The organism is Rhabdobacter roseus, from assembly GCF_014202275.1.
Classification (GTDB): domain Bacteria; phylum Bacteroidota; class Bacteroidia; order Cytophagales; family Spirosomataceae; genus Rhabdobacter; species Rhabdobacter roseus.
The window spans coordinates 65,872-88,427 of sequence record NZ_JACHGF010000013.1 but is presented as its reverse complement, the minus strand read 5'-3'; the positions used below and the strand labels follow the sequence as shown (position 1 = coordinate 88,427).

Below are 22,556 nucleotides of genomic sequence, written 5' to 3'. Positions count from 1 at the left end.
CAGTATTCTATCACATCAGTATTTCATTATCAATTCATCATAGCGTTCCTGGTACCGCTTACTGGCCCACTCCTGTAGTTCAGCCAATTTATCGGGCGTGTCGCGGTGTTGGTGGAAAAGCAGGTTCAGCACCAGGTCACTCGTCAGGTAGGAGTATAAACTCATGTCCCGGATGAATCCCAGGTCAGTACTATGGGTTGGTGTTTGGGAAATTGGCGTCTGGTCTAGTCGTTGATCTACCTTTTCCAGGTGCTGCCGGAGGGGCTCCATGTACCACTTTTCGTGGCTTTGTAGGTAGGTGATAATTCGCTCGGTAGTGCGGATGACGGTTTCCTTCAATGGATTCTTATCGTCCTCCCGACTTGGGTCGTAATCCAGTTCAATGTAGTGAGCTACGGCTTTGCTCAGATATTCATTGAGCGTTACTTTGGAAGGTTTATTAGGTCCCTTTTTACGGGCCCGTTTTTGGTTAATTTTTTCGACTTGCTTGCGGGCGCGCTCGGCTACCTCGGCATCAATCTTCACGGTTTCTCTCTCCATCTCAAAATCAAGCAATTGAATATTAGCGTGTACAAGTGAAAATATTCAAGTTCCTCACATAAAGGCAGTTGAAATTCAGCCGTACACTTTTACTTCTCTTTAATTCATTTAACTATCTATCTATCAATAAATTATGAACTACTATCTTGCTATCCGCAAAAATTAGCCACCCCCTCCCCCTGGTTCTTACTTTCGAGCCGCTAAAATAATTAACGGCCGTAATTCCACAAAACAAAAAATAGTCTGGTTACTAGTTTTGAAAACACATACTAGTAACCAGACCAAAAAAGAGTTTTTATTTTAAAATATTATAATCTCAAAATCACAATATTTCAAAATCATAGTAATTCATTATATAGCTTCCACCTCCTCAGCGATGGAAATCATCTTTCTAAACTCCTCAACAGGTATATGAGTCCATTGGGGATGTCTGAAAGCTTTCTCATCGGCAAAATCGAATTTCACTAAATCCGTAGTCTGATCAGTTCAACCGGGTCGATATTGTTCAATAAATATCATCTTTTGAGGATCCAGGTTGTACCGCCTCACTACCTCATTTGCGATCAACACAGCGGCATTTGTTATCGCATCGGCGCACCGACTCATTCCTACATCTATATCAGTCGCTACCACTATGCCGGATCGTCGATAAATAGTAATCAGGCAGGCGCTTGGGTACCGATTTGGGGCAATGAATTCAAGGGTATACTGTTCCATATAATTAAAGATGTTGCCTTGCCGTCTAAGAATGATAATTAGACGGCAAGGCATTTCAACTACTATTCGGTTTGATAGCTGATATTTTGAATGAAGTTGGCGGCTCGCTGTGCCTTTTGGGCCGCCTCGAAGAAAAAGCGTTTGTCATCCCGTAGCCGCTCCAGCCAACCCGCAATATAGGCCGCGCTGTTCTCAATGGTTTTCGCGCTAATGCCACTGATCCCACACAGGTAAGCAGCTCCCAATTCGGCGGTTAGTTCTTCCTTGGTGTACGTCTGACTACCAAAGGGCGCAATTCCCGTAATCTCTGGACGGTTTAACCGGCTGCTGTGTCCGGTCGAGTGGACCAATTCATGAAACAGGACACTGTAATAATCCTCGGGTGATTTGAAGTTTTGGGCAGGTGCCATGTTTACCAAGTCAAGCGCGGGCGAGTAGTAGCAGCGGCTAACGTCATTACTCACTAAGCGGGGACAATTGGGCATTTGGTCGAGAATACGCTCACAGGCTTCAACTACCTTGGGGCGGGTTTGCTCCTTGGGCTCCTGAATTTCGACGGACAAGGTCGTATCCTCAATGTTGAACACACGGTAATAGCGCAAAATGAGCCGATTCTTTTCGCTCTTGTCCCCTTCTTTCTCGGGTTTAAGCGGCTTCCAGAAAACAACAGGCAAACTGACGGCACCTTTTTTCACCTTTCCCCCTAGCTCTACTACCTGATTGAAGGTTAGAAACATAGGCGTACTGTAAGGAGTGAGGGCCAACAAAAAAGCGTTCACCCCGCTGTAAGGTCGCTTGGTGGCGTAGTTATGGGGGATGCTGTATTGCTGCCCGTCCACTACTGCCACTTTCCAGGGCTTGCGCCATGGAATCACGCCGTTTTCCAACTTCTTCACGATTTGACCGTTAATAAATCCATAAATGTCAAATACTTCTTTCTGCTGCGCTTTCATCGTACTGTCGTTTAGTGTTTTATGACAATACTAAGATACTCAATATATCAATATTTTAAAATATTGATATATTGAAATAATATACAACTGGAACTTTTGTTCCCTTCAATTCCTGATTGCGAAGAAGTAGTGGATTAGACTTGGAAGAGATCTATGAGCAAATTATTTTGATATTATGAACTACCCAAACATTGATATTTCAAAATATCAATAAATCAAAATACTGAACAACTCACGAAAAGAAGCTGATTCAGACCATCAGCTCACAGCGCCTCCACCAGGCTCATAAACTCTTCCAGGGTATGGGAGCCATTTAAGGAATTCTTTTCAAAAACCATAAAGTACTTAAACCGCTGACCAGCATTGGTAGACCAGGAATTACCTAGCCTGATCTTGGCAGCACTATTGGAGTTGTCGAGGTGGTCGCCCTTGGTTTCCAGTAGAATCAAATTGCCTGATCGGGTCAGGAGAATGAAGTCGGGGTAATGGTTGGATTTGAAGCCGTTAATCGAAAATCCTTTTCCACGTTCCAGATTGCGGTGCCAGAACACGATGTTTTCCAGGCCGGCAATGCCCAGAATCACCCGATGCTCAAAGGAATTGAGGGTACCTTCGCGCTCGTACAGCGACTTGGTGATCAGCGGGCCTTCGTGGCCGGGAACGATGGTAGCCGGGAATTTCCAGGCGGGCTGCATGAAAACATCGCCCGTTTGGAGCCAACGGACAAAGTTTTTCTCGGCGTACAGATCCAGGAAGCCTTGAATTTTTTCTTTCAGTACCAGCCCAAAGCGCCGCTCATTTCTGAGAATTTCGTCAAACTCAGTGACGCTCAAATCTTCCAAAACCCGGCCCAGATACTTGGTTACGTCGGGTTCGGAGATAGGGGAGAGGTCGCCAAGGTGTTGGCGCAACAGGTGGGAAATGTCTTTGATCTGACTGCTGCGGGGTTTGGATAGAATGTGTTGCAAAAGCACATCGCGGTCGCTGCCTTTTCGGATTTTAGAAACCGAGGGACTATAACTTTCGCCGCTCTGCCCCACCTCAATGTCAATTTGGAACACTTCGGCCAACAGGGCCTGAAAGTTTACCTTGGTATCATTGCCCGTCAGCTTGAAATCCTTCAAAAGGCCGTTGCGCGTCACTTCCACGCTACCGCCCAGCGAAGCCAATAGGCCACCTTCGGGTATTTTCTGGAAAAATCGGGGTAAAATCCATTCGGAAGCTACCGCTACAAAACCGCTGCGCATGGGGTAACTCGTTACTTTGTCGGCCATGTCTTTAAAAATAGGGTCATCAGGACTGTTTGCCAATTGCGCCATTTGCGCTTCGGTCTTGCGTGATTCTTCCTCTGCCAGATTCGTAATATCATCCAGAACGGTTCCGGCCAGGGTACCTTGCGGTGGAGTGCTGTTGCCGGAAGGATCAAATGATATCTTGCCCAGGTCTATTTCATCTCCGGTATTCTCGCCTTTCCGGTCAAAGAGCGAATACTGCGGTTGCTCGTCCGCCCAGGCCGACACAGGAAGCTCGTCGGCTTTGTTTTCGGCGCGGTAATCTTTCTCGCTGAAACCTGCCGCCTGCAAGCCATGAATGATGTTTTGCAGGGTGTTTTCGAATTTTAGCGAAGCCGTTAGTACGTACGACATGTTCAGCATCTTGTGCTGATGCGACGTGACGTAAGGCTGCCGTAGCACCCGCCCCACGATTTGCTCCACATCCACCGCCGAGGAGCGGTCGGCCAGCGAGGCCAGCACGTAGGCAAAGGGACAGTCCCAGCCTTCTTTCAGGGCATTGACCGTGATGATGTACCGCACCGGGCACTTGGGCGACAGCAGATCTACCCCTTTCAGCTCGTTGATGGTGGCGGTTTTGATTTTGATTTGTTCCTCTTTAATTCCGGCCTTGACCAGTAGTACTTTCAGCTTCTCGAAAGTGGTGTTTTCTTCGCCCGTGCGGGGCTGCGCCTGAAACAGCACAATGGGCCGGATGTACTTGCCGCCCGCCTTTTGCTCGGCCAGAGCCATTTGTTCCAGGTTGCGCTGTAGGTGCAGGGCGCTGTCGATGACTTCGGTTTTCTCACGGTGATTGTAGGCGATGATGGGCAGTTTGACCATGTGCTCTCTTTTGAGCTTGATGGCCGACACCATGCTCACGATGTTGGCGTTCTCTTTGGGCGTGGCCGTCAGATCCAGTACACAGCGGGGGTTGAGGGCTTTGAGCATATCTACGCTCATGTCGCTCTCGGCATTATGGCTTTCGTCCACCACCACCACCGGACTCAAACTCCTGATGACGTTGATGAGGGCCGACTCGTCGGTATCGCCCAGCACGTGGCTACGATCGGTGAGTAAGTCCACAAAGGGAGCCAACTGACCATTTTCCTGGTAGACCTTGCGGTCGTCTTTGTTCCGCGCCCGTAGACTGGCGAAGCTCATCACAAAAATACTGAGCTGCTCCTGCACCACCCCGGGATTGAAGTTGGCTCCCTGCAAGAGGCGATCCTTATCGTATACATCCACGCGGTGATTGAAGAGCGTGTTGAGCTTCTGTCGATAGGGGTGATTGGGATCGCTGAGGTTCTTTACCGTTTGTTCCAGCAGATTGCTCCAGGGTACCAGCCACACTACGGCTTTGGGTTCGTCCTGGGGCAACCGATCGAAGAGCACTTTCAGCGCGTTGCAGGCGATGAAGGTCTTGCCTCCGGCGGTGGGTACTTTCACGCATAGGTGTACTGCACCCGGAATGGTTTTGAGGTAGGGCCGCATACCCTTGCGGGTGATGGCATTGTAGGGCCCCAGCCGATCTTCCCAGTAGGTGTTGAAGGACGTGGCCGGATCACCCTGTTTGGCCAGGTAGTCGAAGTAGGTGCGGAGATCGTTGAGAACATCCTGTTGGTAGCTTTTTAACTCCATCGGCTCAGAAGCGGGTTATGTCCCTTGGTATTTTCTTAAAAATGATATTTCGGGCGAGCATGAATTCCTCGGGCAACAGACAGTTGTCGGCGTAGAAGACGTATTGATCGGCTTTGACCTGCACGGTGGCCAGGAAATCGTAATTCAGTTCGGTCAGGTTGTCCGGCTCGTAGAAAAAGTAGTACGCGCACTCGTCCTTTTTGCCCAAATAATAGCTTCCTTCCTGCTGGGTAGGGTCATAGGTACTGCGAGTTTCGGAAAACCAGACGTACTCCCGGATACGTTCCACGCCTACGGTCTCGTTCAGGTGGTCGTATTCGTCGAAGAGGGGCAACCCTAACGTATAATAGTCGAAACTTCCGCCTGTGCCTTCCACGGCTTTGCTGCCTTCCCCGTAGCCCTTAATCACACGCTTCACCCGCTCGGCGGTGATGGTTTCGGCATAGTCTTCCATTTCGATCAGGATTACTTTGCGGTTGCCGTCGTCCTGTTTGTTTAGGTTAAAGACGGCGTGGGCGGTGGTACCTGATCCGGCGAAGGAGTCCAGGATGATATCGTTTGCATTTGAACCTAGCTGTAAAATTCTCTCAATTAGAGTAGATGGTTTTGGTGTATCAAAATGGTTTGCTTTGTCTTCTCCTTGAAAAATCGCCTTAAATTCTTTTTTGGCAGCATCAGTGTGTCCAGCAAATTCATAGGGCCACCAGCTTTGAGGTACTACACCATCAGCATTCTTTAATTGATTTTTATATCTTTTGAAAGCGGGTACCTTTCCTTTTCCATCTTTACCCCAGTATATCAGATTTTCGTCTAAATGCCTCTGGTTCTCCTCTCTTGAATATGCCCAGACTCTGGTTTTCTTAGGCCATATTTCTAAACCTGTATTTGGGTTTGTTACTGGGTAGTATAGATTGGGTCTTTCGTCTGCGCTCTTGTTACAGGTATAATCGCTTGAACGAAAAATACCTTTTTCATCCTCAAACTTGTATTGCTTGTCATTCTCTTCATTTCTTGGCAAAAGGTTCCGATTCCAATTTGACGACTTCTGATAAAGCATTACATACTCATGCATTGGTGCAACGGTCTTATGATCATTAGCAACCGTATACTTTTTTTGCCATAAAATATTGATTATAAAATTATTGTATCCAAAGATCTCATCACAAACTAGCTTCAAATTTGATTGCTCATTATCGTCAATCGAAATAAATATAGCCCCATCATCTGCCATCAGCTTGTGTAGTAGCTTCAATCGAGGGTACATCATGCAGAGCCACTTATCATGGCGGCTGAGGTCTTCGCCTTCTTTGCCCACCACGGTGGCCAGCCATTTCTTTATTTTGGGATCGTTGACGTTATCGTTGTATACCCAGCCTTCATTACCGGTGTTATAGGGCGGGTCTATATAGATGCATTTTACCCGGCCTTCGTATTCGGGCAATAGGGCTTTGAGTGCTTCGAGGTTGTCGCCGTGGATTATTTTGTTGCCGCTACGGGTAGGGGAGGGGGTACCTCCTTCGGCGGCGGTAAAGCCATATTCGTGATTCAGTACCCGGTAGGGTACATCAAGATGGTGATTGACTACTTTGTCTTTTCCAATCCAGTGGAGGGTGGGCATAGAGAAATTTTAATAGTATTTTATTGTCTCAATGTTTCAAAATATCAAACTATTGAGATAATGATAATTTAGTATATCAATATATTTACTCATTTATTTGCCAATATCCTGCCTTCGTGGAGCCGATTCGCTGCAAGATACCTTCTTCTTTCATTTGGCTAAGCTGATATTCCACGCCACGCCGGGTCAGGCCGGTTGCCTTTCTCATTTCCTGAATTCTTGCTTTGGGATTCACTCGAATTAAGTTAATGATACGCTCTCTTGCGGTTTCTTCCACAGTTTCTTCCACAGTTTCTTCCACAGTCTTCACCACAGTGCGAGCAGATCGCCACAGCGTTACCGTGAACATGCCTTCGGTGCGGAATTCAGGAGCGGGCAGGTTAGCCTCACTCATGAGGTCGTTCATGCGCATGATGCCCGAACCGATTTGTTCTACTAGGTGCATCCGGGAAAAAAGCCCGAAAATCAACGGATTGCGGGAAAGGCTCTTGTACCCAAAGTCTTGGGCCCGTATTCCGCTAACCAGTCCGCCAGGGTTTGTTATCTCGACCCGATCTGTAAAGACTTCTATGGTCGTCACGGCCCCTTTTTCGTAATAGTCACGATGGGACAGACTGTTGATGATCGCTTCCTTGAAAACTATCTCTGGAATTTCCCAGATTTCTTTCCGGGGTTTGGAGCCCTGTCCCTCGATATCATAGCCGACGTTTACTTTGCCCCGTAACCACTGCATGGCCCGAAGGTACTGCTCATGCAGGCAGCCACCGAAAGGTTGGTCGTCGATGATGTACCGCTTATCCGTACCCTGAAAGGCCACACAGCGGACGATGGCTTTCTCTACGTACGCCTGTGGGTCTTTGCCAAAAAACAAGACCGCTCCGTTCTTTATTTTTTTCTCCGGGGTATACAGTCTCAGGTTTTGGAATAGTTGCTCCTGAGGCACGGTCCGGCTTAGACGGGCTTCGGCTAAAAACTCCGCCAGAAAAGCCTCATTAAGTTCGGTAGCCGGATCAAAATCCGGGCAGGGCGTTTCATCGAAATAAATCCTTTCGGCTTGCTGGAAAAAATCACGCATCTGCTCGGCAGTCGTCAGCTTTTGGGTATTGGGTCCCTGCCGCACGTAAATCGCACCGGACAACACATAAGGTTTGTTGGGCCCGGAAGGTACCTCAATTACGCCAACGGTCTTACCATCCACCTCAACCACCGAAAGTTCACAGCGTAAGGGCGGTGAGATGTCGCCCAGGCTATTCTGAATAGCCGACCGCTTGGCATTGTCAAGCGGTACACCCCGAATCTGATTATGGTCATCTACACCGATCAGCAGAATGCCGCCGGCAGCATTGGCAAATGCACATACCTCTTCTGTTAGCTCCCGCACCTTGGAAGGTACCGAAACCTTGAACTCAGCATTGTAGTCTTCGCCGCCCGCGGCCAATAATCGGATTGATTCAGGAGTAAGCATGAATTTTGGTCTGTAAAGCTAGTATTTCTTTTTCGTGAAATCAATAGTTTGATATTTCAAAATCATATAATATCAAAACATTATTATTTTATAATTTTAAAATTTTAGGATATTATACTTTTCATTTGAATTTCTCGATTGATACATTTTCAGGTCGGGGCCGGGCATAAATAGTATTACGACCCATTTCTGATTTGATGGGGAAATTATTCAAGAAACCCTCGACCTCGCGGTTCTGATAGGGGTGATCACGAAGGATTTCCACCGGATCTACAAAGATAATGTTGTAGCGAAGCTGAGTAACATTGCCTGCCCGGTCGCGCTGGGGGTTTAGCAAATGTTCCTGTTCGTTAGCATACTCCCCGGATTCCAAGCGGTACTTATAGTTGACAGTAACGTAAAAATGCAGCCGGCTATAATTGGAAAGGGCGAGCTCATAATCGGTGATGTTGTCCAGTATGGAATGCCAAGTACTTATTTCTTTTTGGTTTCGGTGAATCGTTTCCATGGCCTCCCTGCGCTTCGGTTGAGTCATGCCATCAATCTTATCTTCCAGATCCTGACTTTTTACAGCTAAATTTTCAAGGTAAGCCCTGATCTGCTCGATCTTCTGGTCTAAAGGTATGTCCTTATCTTTAAGCAGCCAATAACGGTGTTTTCGGTAGAAAGTGATCCGGGCGGCAGGACGCCCTAAGTTGACGAGCTTAATGGTGCGACAATCAAAATCTTTAATGCTGCTAAAAAGAGGTTTATGAGCTGCATCAACGAAGTAGATGACGCCCGTGGCGTTCCAGTCGCCCTCAATATCCCACACGTTACGGTCGGGGTAGAGTTTAGGGACATCATCCATCAGCTGAGTGAGTTCGCCAAGGAGCCGGGCGTAAACGTGCGGTTCATACTGTTTGCGTTTGGCATGAGAAGGTTGGTCTTCCATATACTTTCCTATTATGTTTAGTATTTGGTATGTTTCCCTTAAAGGGAAATTTATAAAAATTATACTCAACCCTTTTTTGATTTTTCTTTCTCTTCGTCTTCCCAAGCCTAAGTTATCCACACAAACTCAAAACAACCTTCAATGACCTATTAATCTTATTATTTTTTAAATTATAAAAATCATTTTTATTGACTGATAAGACTATTAAGATATTATAGAATTTCAGTTCGCTCATATGTGGCTGTTTGTAAGTGAGTTGCATGTGGATAACTTACCTATCCCTAACAGATAATAGTCGAAGCCTAACAAATGATAGTAATACCCTAACAGATGATAGTCGAACCCTAACAGATGATAGTCCTATCCCTAACAGATGATAGTCGGAAGTCTAACAGATGATAGTCCTATCCCTAACAGATGATAGTAATCGGAGCACAACATATGCCCCTAAAAGCCTACATATCAATAGTTATCCACATTCTCTCCTGAGACTCTATACAGCCTTACAAAGGGTTTGTGATTTGTAAATTCTAGGTCAATCTTATGCGGAATACTAGGCTAACCCTAACAGATAATAGTCGAATTATAGCAGTTTACTAGGGCAAAATGGACAAGAAATATAATAGACTGTCATATATATTGTTGTATTTCAATCATTTATCAATAACATTAAAAATTTTGTTTGTTAGGGAAAACTAACCTATTACCTTGCAATTACTATTATATGTTAGGGAATGGGTATACTATCGCAATCAAACCAGTCACTTCAACTCTCGAATAGCCAGCTATCGCTTATTTTCGAGAGTACCACCATTACAGCTCCGGTCGCAACAAATCCCGAAACGATCGTCCTTCGAGCACCGAACAATAAGAAAATCCTCATCCGTGAGCCGCTCAAATTGCTTACCAGTACAACCGACTTCGGTTTCTTCGAGCGACGATTGTATTGGCTGGTACTACGCGAGATTCGCAATATCCAGGCGATAGATAAGGTTAAGATCAAGCCTTACGAAGAACTCAAATTCAGGTTCCATTATTCGGAGATTATCAAGGGGCACCCAAACTCCAGCATTCAGTCCGCCATCGACCTCATTCAAAAGCGGACGATCAGTTGGGAGGACGAGAGCGGCAAACATTCCAATGTAGTAGTCTTTCCAATGGCCGAGTACTGGCCCCAAAAAGGCATCATCGAACTGACGATGTACCATGCGGCCATTCCGGTATTTCTGTTTCTGGGTAGCGGCTACGCACAGTATGGATACGAAGAGGCCCTTATCCTCAGCAGCAAATACGCGCAATTACTATTTGCCAATCTGGCCAAGTATCGGGGAACAGGTACATGGCGGGTAAGTTTGAAAAACCTCCGCCAGGCCGTTGGGGCCTTGGAAAAATCTTACGACAATTACTCGGCCCTCCGGCAGCGGGTAATTGACCTCTCGTTGGAGCAAATTAACGAACACACCAGCCTGGATGTCTCCTATGAACCCATGATGAAAGGCCGGGCCACGGTAGGCATAGAGTTCTCGATCAGGCCAAAAACTCCACCAGAAGAACTGGAAAAAGAGGAAAAGAAAGCAGAGATGAACCAGCGGCTCGAAGCCATGTTTCAATCGGATATTGCAGACCTGGTATCTTACGCTTCCAATCAATTGAGCCAGTTCTATCCCTCCTTCTCCCAGCAACAGAAAAAGGCCATTCTTACTGAAACCCAGAAATTAAAGGATTTTCTGCGCGCCGATCTATACGTTGACTACGGATATGCAGATATTAATCCAGAGGCTTACGTGGCCCAGAGTGTGTTTAATTATAAAGGGAAGAATTGAGGATGGGGGATTGTTGATGACTTTTCACGTGCAGATAGCAGTTGTCCATCTATTCATTCGAAAGAATAGAAGGGAAGAAAAAGCTGTGTAATGCATCGCGTTAGGGATAGTAGTGGAAAGCCCGGAGCGAGGCACGATCGCACCGGCGAACCGGTGAGGACTTGCAACGGATAGCCCGACCCGTAGGGGAACGCCCAGAGGATCAGAAGCCCTTGGAGGAAATCTTTGGCCATTTACTTCATTCAAGAACCCTATGTTTTCCGAAAGCTCTATACCGATTTTAGGCCGATCACACTAGTAAGGGATCCAGAAAGTGTACATGAGGTGGTATGAATACTCTACACTTTCTGATGCACTCCATACTTTATTAGGACATACCCAAGCTAACCTCTTAATCCAGATTTATCCATAATTTTTGATACTCAAGTAGCTCTTGAAGAAACAGTTAGTGGAATCTACCAAAGTAGATTCAAATTAGACAGCCGAAATCCCATAGCTTGATTACTTACTTCAAATTTATCTGCCAATTCAGAGATTACATCCAAGTTCGGGTCTTCAAAATCGAATTTTGTATTCTTTAAGCAGGAGTGAATCAATTCTTTAGGCATTAAGAGAGCAGCTGCGAAAGCATTGGCTTCCCTTTCTTGAAGATACTCACCAGTAGATGAATTTTGATCTCTATAAATGATTGTATACAAATTATTAGGCTTATCAATAAATACGCCTTCTCGTTGATGGCCTAGAACGTAATGCCCAATTTCATGCGCGATTGTAAACCTTCTCCTAGTGGGACTATTGTTTGAGTTTACCCCTATTGTTGATATATTTTCTGCCGTAATCAGTAGGCCTGAAATCTCTTGGTTTAGATCATGCTCAATAATGTCTAAATGAAGTGCTGCTGCCAACGATTCAACGTCCACAGGAATAGAATACAGGTTGTGCCGTGTCAGGAGTTGGTTGGTACACTCTTCGATCTGCTTTAACTTTTTCTTATTCATGATCAGGAGCGATTATCTTTTGGGTTAGGTTTTTTAGTTTCTCAAGAGAACTCTCAGAGACGGCAGATCTATCTATTATCTGTAATATATTTTTGCTAGTCTGAGATAGTAGCTCTGAGGCAGAAGTATTTGCATGATTTACAGGAATAAGGTCAAAGATGCTAACCTTTAAAGCTTCTGATATCTGCCATAGCAAATATAAAGATGGATGCTGACGTCCCTGTTCGATATTGACAACCGAAGTGCGACTTAAGTTGATCTTCAAAGCTAAATCTCCCTGACTCATGTCCATCCTGGTTCGAAATGACCTTATGTTCTGGCCCACCTTTGCGTAGAGGGTGGTTTGATCCATCTTGTTCATGTACAAAGATATATAATATTTATAATAGTGTCAAGTTTAACAAACAAGTGTTTGTTAAACTTGACACATATTTTTAAAAAAATGTTTGCATTTTAAAATTATAAGAGGTTGCTTTGCCTCAGTAAACACCTCAAAGCAACATCAAGATGGCAAACAAGAAAATAACATCCTCATCAGTCGCGTCAGAAGCAGCTAAGATTCTGGCAGATCCAGGTTCTTCAGCAATAGCAAAAAAATTGGCAGGTTCGGCACTTTCTCAGGCGAACAAGGGGTATCAGACTGGCAAAGACATGGAGGATGTCGCCGCGAAAGTACTGACAAGCTCTAAATACAGCGAGAAAACAAAGACAATGGCGGGAACGGTACTCTCTCAGTCTTCTTCAGAGCGTTAGGCTACGGTGAAATGATATTACCAAAAGTGGAAAGAATTCGAGATAAATAATTTTACACCGAATGATGAATGAAAGAATTGTCAAAACTACGCTCAAAGGAGCAGCCATTGGGGGAGGTACATTCCTTGTCGCTGATTTGATTGGCCAGGTATTATCCATGAGACAGGCTGGTTACGAAGTGACCTGGGATAACTTGAAGGCTCATTATCAAACAAATCAGGCGCTGAATCACGCCATTTTAGGGGTTTGCCTGGGGGGAAGTGCGGGCTTTTTAGGGTCAGTGCTTGCGTATGAAAACAATGCAGGAAGTCAGCGATTCAATCAAAATGACTTCCTGGACGAAATCCTGGTGAAATCGAAACTCGATCTAAAGAACAAACTGACGAGGTTCGACTTGGCAGCGGTCCAGAAAGTGTGTGATTTTTTATCCATTGCCCTTGCCAGCAAACTAATCGGTAAACCCATACGAACAGGATCAGTGGCCAAGCGGACGGCAGTGAATTCCGTTTCTGATTACGATGTTGCTTTTGTCGTCAAACCTGGCAGCGGGACCATGGAGCAACTGCACGAGCTTTTCTTTGATACATTGAGGGAAAAATTTGAGGGGCCTGGGTGCACTGTTCGGCAGCAGAATTACACAGTTGGGGTACTCGTTGACCGGCCGGACGGCACCCTCCTCCGGGTGGATGTCATGCCGACACGCGGCCGTGACAACTACGCGGAAACCGGAGATTTAACCATTTGGAGTCAGAGAAACCGAAAACACCAGAAGACGAATGTAGGCAAGCACAACCAATTACCCGTTGGCCAGCCACAAGTGCGCGACGCAATCCGGTTGCTCAAGACCTACAAGCTAGCCAATAATTTAAATCTTCCTACGGCCCTTATAAATCAAATTGTGCCAATGGCATTGAAAAAAAGAGGCGGCCAATCATCAAGGGCGGCAAACCTTCGATTTTGCATGGAATACTTGGCCGATAAGCTCAGTAATCAAACGGTGCAGGATGTGGCTAACGGAAATAATAATTTAATGGCTTCGCTATCCGAGAGAAGTAAGTACCGCTTGCGGGCAAGGCTTCTCGACGACTTGGAAAGATGGAATGAAAACCCTCCCTTTTTGATGACCATGTTCGCCGATATGGACTGATTGGAGATACATTATTTACCGGCACAAAGCTTAAAAACAATTCAACCAATGCAATACAAACACCACTAAAACATAAATTTATGGCAAGAGAACACGTTTCACACCAAGATATTGTGCAATTCGCCAAGGAAAGAGTAAATCTTCCAAAAGATAGAGCCGACACCTATCGAGAACAGGCAAGACGGGTCCGGGAAAGGGTAACAGCATATCTTTCTGAACATCCTGATTACGCATTAAAGAAAATCTTGCTGTCCGGTAGTCTGGCAAAAGGCACAGCCCTCAGAACGCTCAACGACATAGACATGGCATGTTACGTGAGTGGCTCTGACATGCCTTCCGATATCGACAGCCTCTTGGAGTATTTGGCGGCAAGGCTTAGAAAAGCTTTTCCAAATATGAATGAGGCGCAGGTAAAACCCCAGACCTACTGCGTCACAATTTCCTTCGCACGAACAGGACTAAACGTGGACGTTGTGCCAGTCATTTATTCCGGCGATCCGGATTGGTACGGTAGCCTGGTGAGCCAGCAGGACGGTTCATTCCTGGAAACGTGCATCCCCAGGCACCTTGAGTTCATCCGCAAGCGCAAGGCCCAACAGGAGACCCACTTTGCGCAGGTGATTCGCCTTGCCAAATTCTGGGTGCGAAACATGAAATCTGAGCGTACCGATTTCAAATTCAAATCGTTTATGGTCGAACTGGTGATGGCCAGACTGCTGGATGACGGGAAAAACTTTTCAGATTATCCTGAGGCCCTGCAGAACTTCTTCACCTACCTAGCTACTTCCAACCTACGCGAACGCATCGCATTCACTGATTACTTCCCGGCTTCCTCGATCCCCACCTACTCCGACCGCGTCAGGATCATTGATCCCGTTAATTCAAAAAATAACGCCTCCAGGCTGTATACCTCAGCCCAGGCCGATCAAATCGTCGATGCGGCTATTGACGCGGGCGATGCGATAGATGCCGCTTTGGCGGCCACCACCAAGGAGAAGACCGTGTATTACTGGCAAAAAGTATTCGGCCCTTCATTTCAAATCTGAACCATGAGTTATAGCATTACAAGCACCCAAACCTTCACGGTCACCCACGCCAAGTATCTGGCATCCAAAGTGGCGACCGATCTTAAGCGAATACAACGGTACTACGGCTCCCCTTCCGACGTAAGTATCGAGATGTATGAAGCTGAACTTGTCGAATTTCTGAAAAAGGGCTATCTGAACACTGTCACCTTCGGCTTTAAGAGGGACGGTAAATGGATTGAGCCCACCCTTCGCTACACGGCAGGAGAGTTATCGTATGGGGGGACTGACGATGATCCTGGCCGCATCAGACCGGGGACGAATGTTGCCGGGGCGAGTTTTGCTTCGTTCCTCACCTACAGCCAGGCTTATTTCAACGCACCAACTTCGGAAAAAGATAGTTTTGAAAAAGCCCTCCCATTTAGTAGAACCCCCGGTACAGAACCTGGGATCAACGGCTATTTGAGTGCAGATAAAACATATGCGTCGGGTGGGAGATCACTCGATCGCTCATCCCTAAAAGGCTACTGATGGATAACTTGAAACCCTCGTTTTCAGAATTATTTGAAAAAACCGTGATTTTTCCCGACCCTGACATGCGGGAGCGTTACGAATTGCTCGTGGGACTTGACGACACAAAGGAAGTCTTGAAGAAAATACTCGGCCTTCTGATTAACCCTCGTGGAGTGGAAGAGTGGGCTAGCAAATACCATCCAGGGGCAACAAAAGTCCTGGGCTTTGTCACAAGAAGACCGCCCCTCATAGTCCTGGCTGGTGACGTGGGCTCGGGAAAATCAGAATTGGCTTACACTGTCGGTGATGCGGTCGCCAGGCAAAATGATCTAGACATAGAGCTGTTCCCATTGAGCCTCTCCACCCGTGGCCAAGGGCGGGTGGGCCAGATGACTCAGCTAATATCGTCGGCATTCGATTACACCCTGGAGCGAGCCAAAAAAATGAAAACAGGGTCCGGGAAGTCGAGGGGGGCCGTGATATTACTAGTGGACGAAGCTGATGCGCTGGCCCAGTCGCGAGAGAACGAGCAAATGCACCATGAGGATAAGGCGGGTGTCAACGCCTTTATTCGGGGTATTGACAGTCTGGGCAATGGTAAATTTCCGGCTGCCGTAATCATGTGCACAAACAGGCCGAATGCACTCGATCCGGCCATAAGGAGACGGGCCGCAGAGATTGTTTACTTTAAAAGGCCGGATGAAGCTAGCCGACACAAAGTTTTAGACGGCCCCCTCTCAGAACTTGGGTTTTCACAACAAGACATTGGCAAATTGGTGTCACTTACTGGAGTCAAGAAAGGGCGTGAATACGGGTTCACATTTTCCGATTTGGTGCAGCGTTTGCTTCCTTCATTGGTTCTGGATGCCTATCCCGACCGTGCGGTAGATACCCACAGGGCGGTAGAAATTACGGAAGCCATGCTTCCGACTCCACCTTTTACCGAAGTTTGAAAAGTATGGCAAATAGGATAATTTTAAAAGACTTGTTCTCTGGACTTCAAAACCAGATGACGGCTCAATTAAACACGAATCGGGAGTTCATCATGCATCCTGGCTCCAAGGGGGACTCTTTGGAGGAAACCTGGATTGAATGGCTGAGAAAGTACCTTCCTAATCGATACTCTGTCGACAAGGCGATCATCGTTGACAGCAATGGGCACCTCAGCGACCAAATAGACCTCGTTATTTACGACCAGCAGTACACGCCTTTCGTACTCACCCAAAACGGGATTCACTACATTCCAGCCGAGGGAGTTTACGCAGTTTTCGAAGTAAAACCAGACCTAAAGGGATCCGTCGAGGTGAAAGGTGAAAGTATCAGCTATCTGGAATACGCTGGGAGGAAAATCGAAAGTGTAAGAAAACTTAAACGGACATCGACGTCGATCATTGACCGGGGCCAAAAATACAATCCAAGACCACTTACCAAGATTCTAGGGGGAATATTGGCCAGCACCAACACCATCAAAAAGACGGAAACTATCAAAGGTAAACTAGAAAAACTGACGGGGCTGCAAGGGCTGGACATGGGTTGTGCCGTTGATTACGGTGCTTTCTTTATCGACTACGCAGGGGAAGAGGACAGTAAAAATACCAACTTCCAGGAGAGAATTGTCGACTACTACGCCAACCGAGTTCCGAATGGGGTCACTTTTAGCAAGCCGGATGTGTCGCTGGTTTCATTTTTCCTTCAACTGATGAGGTATCTTCAACAAAGTATTGGCACGGTCGCCGCCATTGATCTGAGCGAATACTCTAATGCAATCGACTTCCCTATTGATGAGGAGCTTTAGTCAGTAGACGGGCATTTTTAATCATGACGGCAAAGAATGCATATATCTGTGAAAGCTATTCAATCGGGAAATTTTGCTGCGCATGGCAAAAAATAAAAAGTTAACAGCATAGATAAGTAGGGCAATTGCATGAAGAATATTTCTAAGAAAGCGTTGTACTTTTGTTTTTAGACTATTCTCTAAATATCCCGAAACTGGTTAGATTTCATTCAAAAGGAGCATTCATTTTAAGAAAAAAAATGTCTCGGTAGCTAACTATCACTTTCATGCAATTGCCCTGATAGATAAGTATACAACAAACCAAAAAGAATTATACAACCCATGGCAGTTAACAATCCAACAGGAGATGGCCACCGCAAAGGAGCCGTACGTCAGCGTTCTCAATTCGAACACAACGGCGTGTTTTTTAAACGAGATGCCAACACTGGCCGGATCATGTCTGGCAAGGAGGACGGTACGCCTTATAAGGGCGTTCGAAAAGAGAAGTAGTCACCGGGGCCGATTGCACTTACCAACAATCGGCCCTTTTTTCTGCAGCTTGTATGCGTTATTTTGCGGATCACTATTTGGATGTACGGCAGCCAATCGCCATCAAGGGAAGGCCCGGCCTTCGGAAAAGTCAAATAGGGGCTTTGAATGCCATCAATGCCCATTTTACTTTGCACGACCGTGCAGCCGTAGCGGTCTTGCCCACGGGTGCGGGTAAGACCGCCGTTCTTATGCTGGTTCCCTACTTACTGTCGGCAAAGCGGGTATTAGTCATCACACCCAGCCGCTTCGTACGAAACCAGATAAAAGAAGACTATGTCCACCGCCCAATGTTTTTGAAAATGATAAGGTACTCTCTTCAGATACTGCCTGGGAGGGTTTGCGTCAATACGATGTGGTGATTTCTACGCCCAACAGTGCCAGCCCGGCTCAAAAAGCGGTTTCAAATCCGCCCGAAGATTTATTCGACCTCGTACTGGTCGACGAAGCGCACCATAGTCCGGCCCCGACCTGGAACGCACTCTGCGAAGCTTTCCCCAAAGCCCGAGTGGTATTGTTTACAGCTACTCCATTTCGGCGAGACGGTAAGGAAATTAAAGGTAAGTATGTCTATACCTACCCCATTCAAAAGGCATTTGAAGACGGAATCTACGGAGAGATGCAGTATATACCGGTCACGGTGGCAAGCGGACTCGATCCAGACAAAGAACTCGCTCGCCAGACGGCGTATGAGTTTGCCAAAGACAAGGCATCCGGCTATCAGCATATAGTCATGGTACGCGCCAACACCCGTACCCAGGCTATCAAGCTTCAAGAAATCTACGGTAAGGAGACAACTTTACGACTTGAAGTCGTGCATAGCGGACTCAGCAATAGAGCAACGGAAAGGACGGTGGCGCAGTTGCGAAAGGGCGAATTGGATGGGGTCATTTGTGTCAATATGCTGGGTGAGGGCTTCGATTTGCCCCGGTTGAAAATTGCGGCCCTGCATTCACCTCACCGCTCTTTATCCGTTACACTGCAATTTTTGGGGCGATTCGCGCGGGTAAACGGCGAGGGGCTCGGCGATGCCAAGTTTCTGGCCATTCAGGAAGAAATCAACCATGATATGGAGAGCCTGTTTCAGGAGAGCAGCGCCTGGGGACGGCGAATCCGCGCCATTGGGCAGCGGCAAATCAGCAAGGAAATCCAGACGCGCGAATTCTTGGAGGAGTTCGAGAACAATGAGGCCATTGGAGATGAAGCTACGCTGGATGACCTCTCCCTGTACAGTTTCAGCCTTTTCAACCATGCCAAGGTGTACCAGGTACACGGGGAGGTCGACCTATGGGCTAAGCCTGCCCTGCAAGGCTTCACAGTTAAAAAGTCCTGGGTGAACCGGAAGCATGCAACTGCGGCATTCATCGCCCGCGAGGAATCTCTTCCGAAGTGGACATCGGCGGGCGTACTCAGCACCACGGAATATCATCTTTTTGTTTGCCATTATGACGAGAAGGCCGGGCTACTTTTCATTTGTGCAACTTGTCGGGAGGATGTCATTTTCAAACAGATTGCAGCCTTATTCGTGAAGGGTCATGTGCTGGGCTTGTCACTGAATAAAATCAATCGCGTGCTCCGTAGCTTTACCAGCTTGGAGTTATTTAATGTGGGGATGCGCAACCGTGCCACTGGAACAGTTGCCGAATCCTACCGACAAATAGCCGGGTCGGCCGCTCACGTCGCCATCGAGAAAAGCGACGGCACTTTGTACCACCGGGGCCATGTGTTCGGAAGAGGAACTACCCCCGATGGGGTCACGACGATTGGCCTGAGCAGCCTGTCCAAGGTGTGGCGACTCGAGCAGAGCAAACTTCCCCAATTAATTGGCTGGTTTACCTCGATGGCGGGCGACATTGTCAATCCTGCCCCGTTCACAACTGGAATAGCGCTTGATTACCTGGACGCGGGGGTCGATGTCGAGGTCCTGCCCGCACTCACAGTGCTGGCAGCCGATTGGCAGAATGGATGTTACGACAAGCCGCCGCTACTGTTTGTTCCGGGTGTTACTCGCCCCATGTCATTGATCGATACCGACATTTCGGTTAACTGGCTTCCAGAGAAGCCTGATCGCTACGAAGTAACAATTCGATTGGAAGAAGGAGAAGTCAATCTCATCTACTTGTTGTCACCGTATCCTCATTTCGAGTACAGAGATGAAAGTCAAACTAAGTGGGAGATTGAAAGGGCGGCAAAACGTCGTTATGACATTATTGAATACTTGAACGAGAACCCATTACGGTTTCATTTGGCAGATGGTTCCATCTTGGAGGGAAATCAAATATTCCCCGTACCCGCTGATGATACGCCGTTCGATGCCGAAACCTTGATGGAAGCGATCGACTGGCAGGGAAATAACGTCGATCCCTACCGTGAGTTTGGCGAGTGTACAGCTCCGCTCAGGTCCATTCATGATTGGCTGAGTGAACGTCTCGTAAATGGTTCTTCCGAAATTGTTTTCTACGATCATCGACCAGGCGAATGCGCCGATTACCTCACGGTAGATTTGAACGATGACGGAAGTCCATTGATACGGCTGTACCACTGCAAAGGGGCAGGCGGAAAACCCTCGGGTGAGCGCGATAATGATCTGTTTGACGTGTGTGGTCAGGTTACCAAATCGACGCGTTGGCGAAATAGGAAGGTGCTGGTCAAGCAGGTCAATAAGCGAACTCAAACCGGATCAGTTTTCAGAAAGGGTAATCTCAAAATGTTCGCTGAATTGGTGGCTTCGAGCCCTCAGCATCAATTCGCTTTGGAGGTGTACATCGTTCAACCCGGTGTATCAGTACAAAAACTGTCAACAAAATCATCTAATTTGATGGCCACAATCAGTCGCGGACTACTGGCCCACGGCTGTGAACGACTGCGAGTCTTGTGTTCAGCTTAAATTCTATATCACCTTCTTAAAACCATGAAATCGAAACCATTACTACGCCCCCAAACACTTACACTGATAATCATTTTAGTGTTAGTGTTTTATTTTTGGTCACAGCAACAGGAGATCAAAAGACTGCGGCAGACAACTATTCAACAGAACCAAGCCTACTCGGATTTACAGTTTATGGTGTCTCAAACTAGCCGAGCAATCAATCGACAAACTGAGCTCGTTCAAGAGTTAATGCGAAAAGCACCTCAAACCGATCCTTCGATTGTACTCATCGTTGAAAAGCTTGACGAACTTGCAGCGCTATTCACACCAATATCACTCAAAGTGGCAATGGAAATTGATTCGGCTGGTAGGCTACTTCGTGCAGATCAACCTGTTCAAGCCGTAGCCACGATGGCCAAAATTCTGGAAAATATCTTAAAAACCTGGTTTGAAAAGGATGAAGAGTTTCAGAAAAGACACCAGAAAAAATCCACTATAAACTTTGGAAATCTCATTTCCCATGCCGTAGACAAAGGACTCTTTACGCCACAGCAAACTGCATTTTTGAAGGAGTTGAAAGGCATTCGTAACGAATCTGCGCACGAGCTGGATGTTCGAAAGCCTAAGGGCTATTTACTTTCTTGTCAGGAGGAGTGTATTGATTTAATAAAGTGTATGATCCCACGGTTCTCCCTGACTTAGCGATTTCGTGTCGATGCTTAATAAAAAGCAAAACTCCCTCATTCTAATGATGCTGGCGAATGGTAAGCAGGAGCTCTTGAGCCATCACCCTTGTCCAAATTGACCTGAATTTTCCTCAGATTTTCGAGCTGATCATTGAGCAGTCCTTCAAGTTTGGTCAGAATCATACTTTGTCTTCCCTCTGTCGAGAGGGCCTTCGTTTTGCTATGGGGTAACTACTCAATGGTTCGATTTTCCCCGCAAGCGAATATTGCCTTGAATCAATCCTTACAAGCAAATCCCTTTCAACGTTGACTCGTACCCGACGTCGATACTTACGCAAGGCCCTCCTGAAGGACCAGATGGTTGCGTTCAGTAAAGATCCGAAGCCCAGTGGTGGCAACTTGTGCGCTAACTTCCCTGGTTTTCCGCCGCTTCCGTCTCTGCCAGGCGTTCACACAATCGCTTCACCTGCATGGCCGAGTACTTGCCACCCCTGGGGGCGCGGAACCCGTGCTCGTTGAGTTGGAGGGCGATCCGGCTGTAGTTGTGCCCCTCGGCCAAGAGGTGCCTCACCTGCGCCATCGCCTGGCGGCTATTGGTATTCCGCCGGGCAACCTGGCGGACGACTGCGGTTCCCATCCGGCTCGCTTCTCCGCTCCGGAAGGAGTCACTTCCCTCCCTCCACTCTCCGCTCTGCTTCACCTTCTGCACCAGGGCCACTTTTGTCCGGATACTCGTCAGTTCCCGCTCCCGGTCGGCGATGGCCATGAAAAGCGTCAGTGTGAACTTGTCGAGGTTGGGGATGTCACAGCTTTCCAGCCGCTCCTCCAGCTCGCGGTAGATCCACAGCGCCTGCCCGGTGTCGCGGCTGAGGCGGTCCACCTTGGCCACCACCAGCGTGGCCTTCCGCTGGCGGCAGAGTGCCAGGGCCGCCAGAAGCTGCTCGCGGTTCTTGATGTCCCTACCACTGCGGACGTCGGTGAACTCGGCGATGATGTTTCGTCCGCCGTAGAAATGGTTGATGTAGGTGCGCTGGGCCTCGAGGCCAAGTCCGCTGTCGCCCTGCCTCTTGGTTGAGACCCGGTAGTAGGCCACGTACTCCTTTGCGTCCGCGCTCATGTGGGGGTGTTGTTTTGGCTTTGCCGCCCGCCGCGGGGCCAGTGCGCCGGGCGGATCTTGTCAGAATGGCAGGCCAAAGGTAGTGAATACCAAGCGATTTAACAAACCTACGACGGTCGTTGTAGGTTTGTTAAATCAAGGTTTTCCACTTACAGACGACCGT

Annotated in this window: 20 protein-coding genes and 1 pseudogene; 12 read left to right on the top strand and 9 right to left on the bottom strand. The window is 47.4% G+C overall.

The genetic code is table 11. The features are described 5' to 3' along the window. Positions 1-15: 15 nt before the first annotated feature. The 6 genes from HNQ92_RS25460 to HNQ92_RS25435 all read right to left on the bottom strand — a co-directional run bounded on the left by HNQ92_RS25460 (position 16) and on the right by HNQ92_RS25435 (position 9,139). Positions 16-540 (bottom strand): hypothetical protein, encoded by a 525-nt coding sequence (locus HNQ92_RS25460; protein ID WP_184178775.1) that lies wholly within the window; start codon positions 538-540, stop codon positions 16-18. A 779-nt stretch (positions 541-1,319) separates the two neighbouring features. After that, positions 1,320-2,210 carry an ArdC family protein gene (locus tag HNQ92_RS25455; RefSeq protein ID WP_184178773.1) on the bottom strand — a complete coding sequence of 297 codons (891 nt, stop codon included), beginning with the start codon at positions 2,208-2,210 and terminating at the stop codon, positions 1,320-1,322. A gap of 263 nt (positions 2,211-2,473) precedes the next feature. Then, the gene (locus tag HNQ92_RS25450; RefSeq protein ID WP_184178771.1) at positions 2,474-5,122 is read right to left on the bottom strand and encodes a DEAD/DEAH box helicase; all 2,649 of its coding nucleotides are present in this window, start codon (positions 5,120-5,122) and stop codon (positions 2,474-2,476) included. A gap of 4 nt (positions 5,123-5,126) precedes the next feature. Beyond that, positions 5,127-6,740 carry a site-specific DNA-methyltransferase gene (locus HNQ92_RS25445; RefSeq protein ID WP_184178768.1) on the bottom strand — a complete coding sequence of 538 codons (1,614 nt, stop codon included), beginning with the start codon at positions 6,738-6,740 and terminating at the stop codon, positions 5,127-5,129. 85 nt (positions 6,741-6,825) lie between these two features. Continuing rightward, positions 6,826-8,205: an AlbA family DNA-binding domain-containing protein gene (locus tag HNQ92_RS25440; RefSeq protein ID WP_184178766.1), complete on the bottom strand. Its 1,380-nt coding sequence runs from the start codon at positions 8,203-8,205 to the stop codon at positions 6,826-6,828. Positions 8,206-8,326: 121 nt separating this feature from the next. Continuing rightward, on the bottom strand, positions 8,327-9,139 hold the full coding sequence (locus HNQ92_RS25435; RefSeq protein ID WP_184178764.1) for a hypothetical protein: 813 nt from the start codon (positions 9,137-9,139) through the stop codon (positions 8,327-8,329). 734 nt (positions 9,140-9,873) lie between these two features. Between HNQ92_RS25435 and HNQ92_RS25430 the strand changes: the two genes are divergently transcribed. Next, on the top strand, positions 9,874-10,962 hold the full coding sequence (locus HNQ92_RS25430; RefSeq protein ID WP_184178762.1) for a replication initiation protein: 1,089 nt from the start codon (positions 9,874-9,876) through the stop codon (positions 10,960-10,962). Between the two features lie 455 nt (positions 10,963-11,417). Here HNQ92_RS25430 and HNQ92_RS25425 read toward each other — a convergent pair whose 3' ends face one another. Next, complete coding sequence (locus tag HNQ92_RS25425) at positions 11,418-11,960, bottom strand: ImmA/IrrE family metallo-endopeptidase (protein WP_184178760.1); 543 nt, start codon at positions 11,958-11,960, stop codon at positions 11,418-11,420. After that, positions 11,953-12,312, bottom strand: coding sequence for a helix-turn-helix transcriptional regulator (locus HNQ92_RS25420; RefSeq protein ID WP_184178834.1), 360 nt, complete (start codon positions 12,310-12,312; stop codon positions 11,953-11,955). The genes HNQ92_RS25425 and HNQ92_RS25420 overlap by 8 nt, the downstream gene beginning before the upstream one ends. A gap of 155 nt (positions 12,313-12,467) precedes the next feature. Between HNQ92_RS25420 and HNQ92_RS25415 the strand changes: the two genes are divergently transcribed. From HNQ92_RS25415 to HNQ92_RS25370, 11 genes and pseudogenes are all read left to right on the top strand, one after another. Beyond that, on the top strand, positions 12,468-12,713 hold the full coding sequence (locus HNQ92_RS25415) for a hypothetical protein (protein ID WP_184178758.1): 246 nt from the start codon (positions 12,468-12,470) through the stop codon (positions 12,711-12,713). A gap of 61 nt (positions 12,714-12,774) precedes the next feature. Beyond that, the gene (locus HNQ92_RS25410) at positions 12,775-13,860 is read left to right on the top strand and encodes a nucleotidyltransferase family protein (RefSeq protein WP_184178756.1); all 1,086 of its coding nucleotides are present in this window, start codon (positions 12,775-12,777) and stop codon (positions 13,858-13,860) included. 80 nt (positions 13,861-13,940) lie between these two features. After that, positions 13,941-14,906, top strand: coding sequence for a CBASS oligonucleotide cyclase (locus HNQ92_RS25405; protein WP_184178754.1), 966 nt, complete (start codon positions 13,941-13,943; stop codon positions 14,904-14,906). Positions 14,907-14,909: 3 nt separating this feature from the next. Beyond that, on the top strand, positions 14,910-15,416 hold the full coding sequence (locus tag HNQ92_RS25400) for an HORMA-1 domain-containing protein (RefSeq protein WP_184178752.1): 507 nt from the start codon (positions 14,910-14,912) through the stop codon (positions 15,414-15,416). Further along, positions 15,416-16,351 carry an AAA family ATPase gene (locus HNQ92_RS25395; RefSeq protein WP_184178750.1) on the top strand — a complete coding sequence of 312 codons (936 nt, stop codon included), beginning with the start codon at positions 15,416-15,418 and terminating at the stop codon, positions 16,349-16,351. The genes HNQ92_RS25400 and HNQ92_RS25395 overlap by 1 nt, the downstream gene beginning before the upstream one ends. Positions 16,352-16,356: 5 nt before the next feature. Next, complete coding sequence (locus HNQ92_RS25390; RefSeq protein ID WP_184178748.1) at positions 16,357-17,193, top strand: DUF6602 domain-containing protein; 837 nt, start codon at positions 16,357-16,359, stop codon at positions 17,191-17,193. A 321-nt stretch (positions 17,194-17,514) separates the two neighbouring features. Beyond that, on the top strand, positions 17,515-17,682 hold the full coding sequence (locus HNQ92_RS25385) for a hypothetical protein (RefSeq protein ID WP_184178746.1): 168 nt from the start codon (positions 17,515-17,517) through the stop codon (positions 17,680-17,682). A gap of 53 nt (positions 17,683-17,735) precedes the next feature. Beyond that, positions 17,736-18,083: a DEAD/DEAH box helicase family protein gene (locus tag HNQ92_RS29245; RefSeq protein ID WP_184178744.1), complete on the top strand. Its 348-nt coding sequence runs from the start codon at positions 17,736-17,738 to the stop codon at positions 18,081-18,083. After that, positions 18,041-18,376, top strand: a pseudogene (locus tag HNQ92_RS29240) (DEAD/DEAH box helicase); the annotation flags it as partial. The gene HNQ92_RS29245 and the pseudogene HNQ92_RS29240, both read left to right, overlap by 43 nt. Then, on the top strand, positions 18,362-20,608 hold the full coding sequence (locus HNQ92_RS25375) for a DEAD/DEAH box helicase (protein ID WP_425504317.1): 2,247 nt from the start codon (positions 18,362-18,364) through the stop codon (positions 20,606-20,608). The pseudogene HNQ92_RS29240 and the gene HNQ92_RS25375, both read left to right, overlap by 15 nt. Before the next feature lie 24 nt (positions 20,609-20,632). Then, positions 20,633-21,292 (top strand): hypothetical protein, encoded by a 660-nt coding sequence (locus tag HNQ92_RS25370; protein ID WP_184178740.1) that lies wholly within the window; start codon positions 20,633-20,635, stop codon positions 21,290-21,292. Positions 21,293-21,682: 390 nt separating this feature from the next. Here the strand turns inward: HNQ92_RS25370 and HNQ92_RS25365 are convergent, their stop codons facing one another. Continuing rightward, positions 21,683-22,393, bottom strand: coding sequence for a recombinase family protein (locus HNQ92_RS25365; protein WP_184178738.1), 711 nt, complete (start codon positions 22,391-22,393; stop codon positions 21,683-21,685). Positions 22,394-22,556 lie beyond the last annotated feature (163 nt).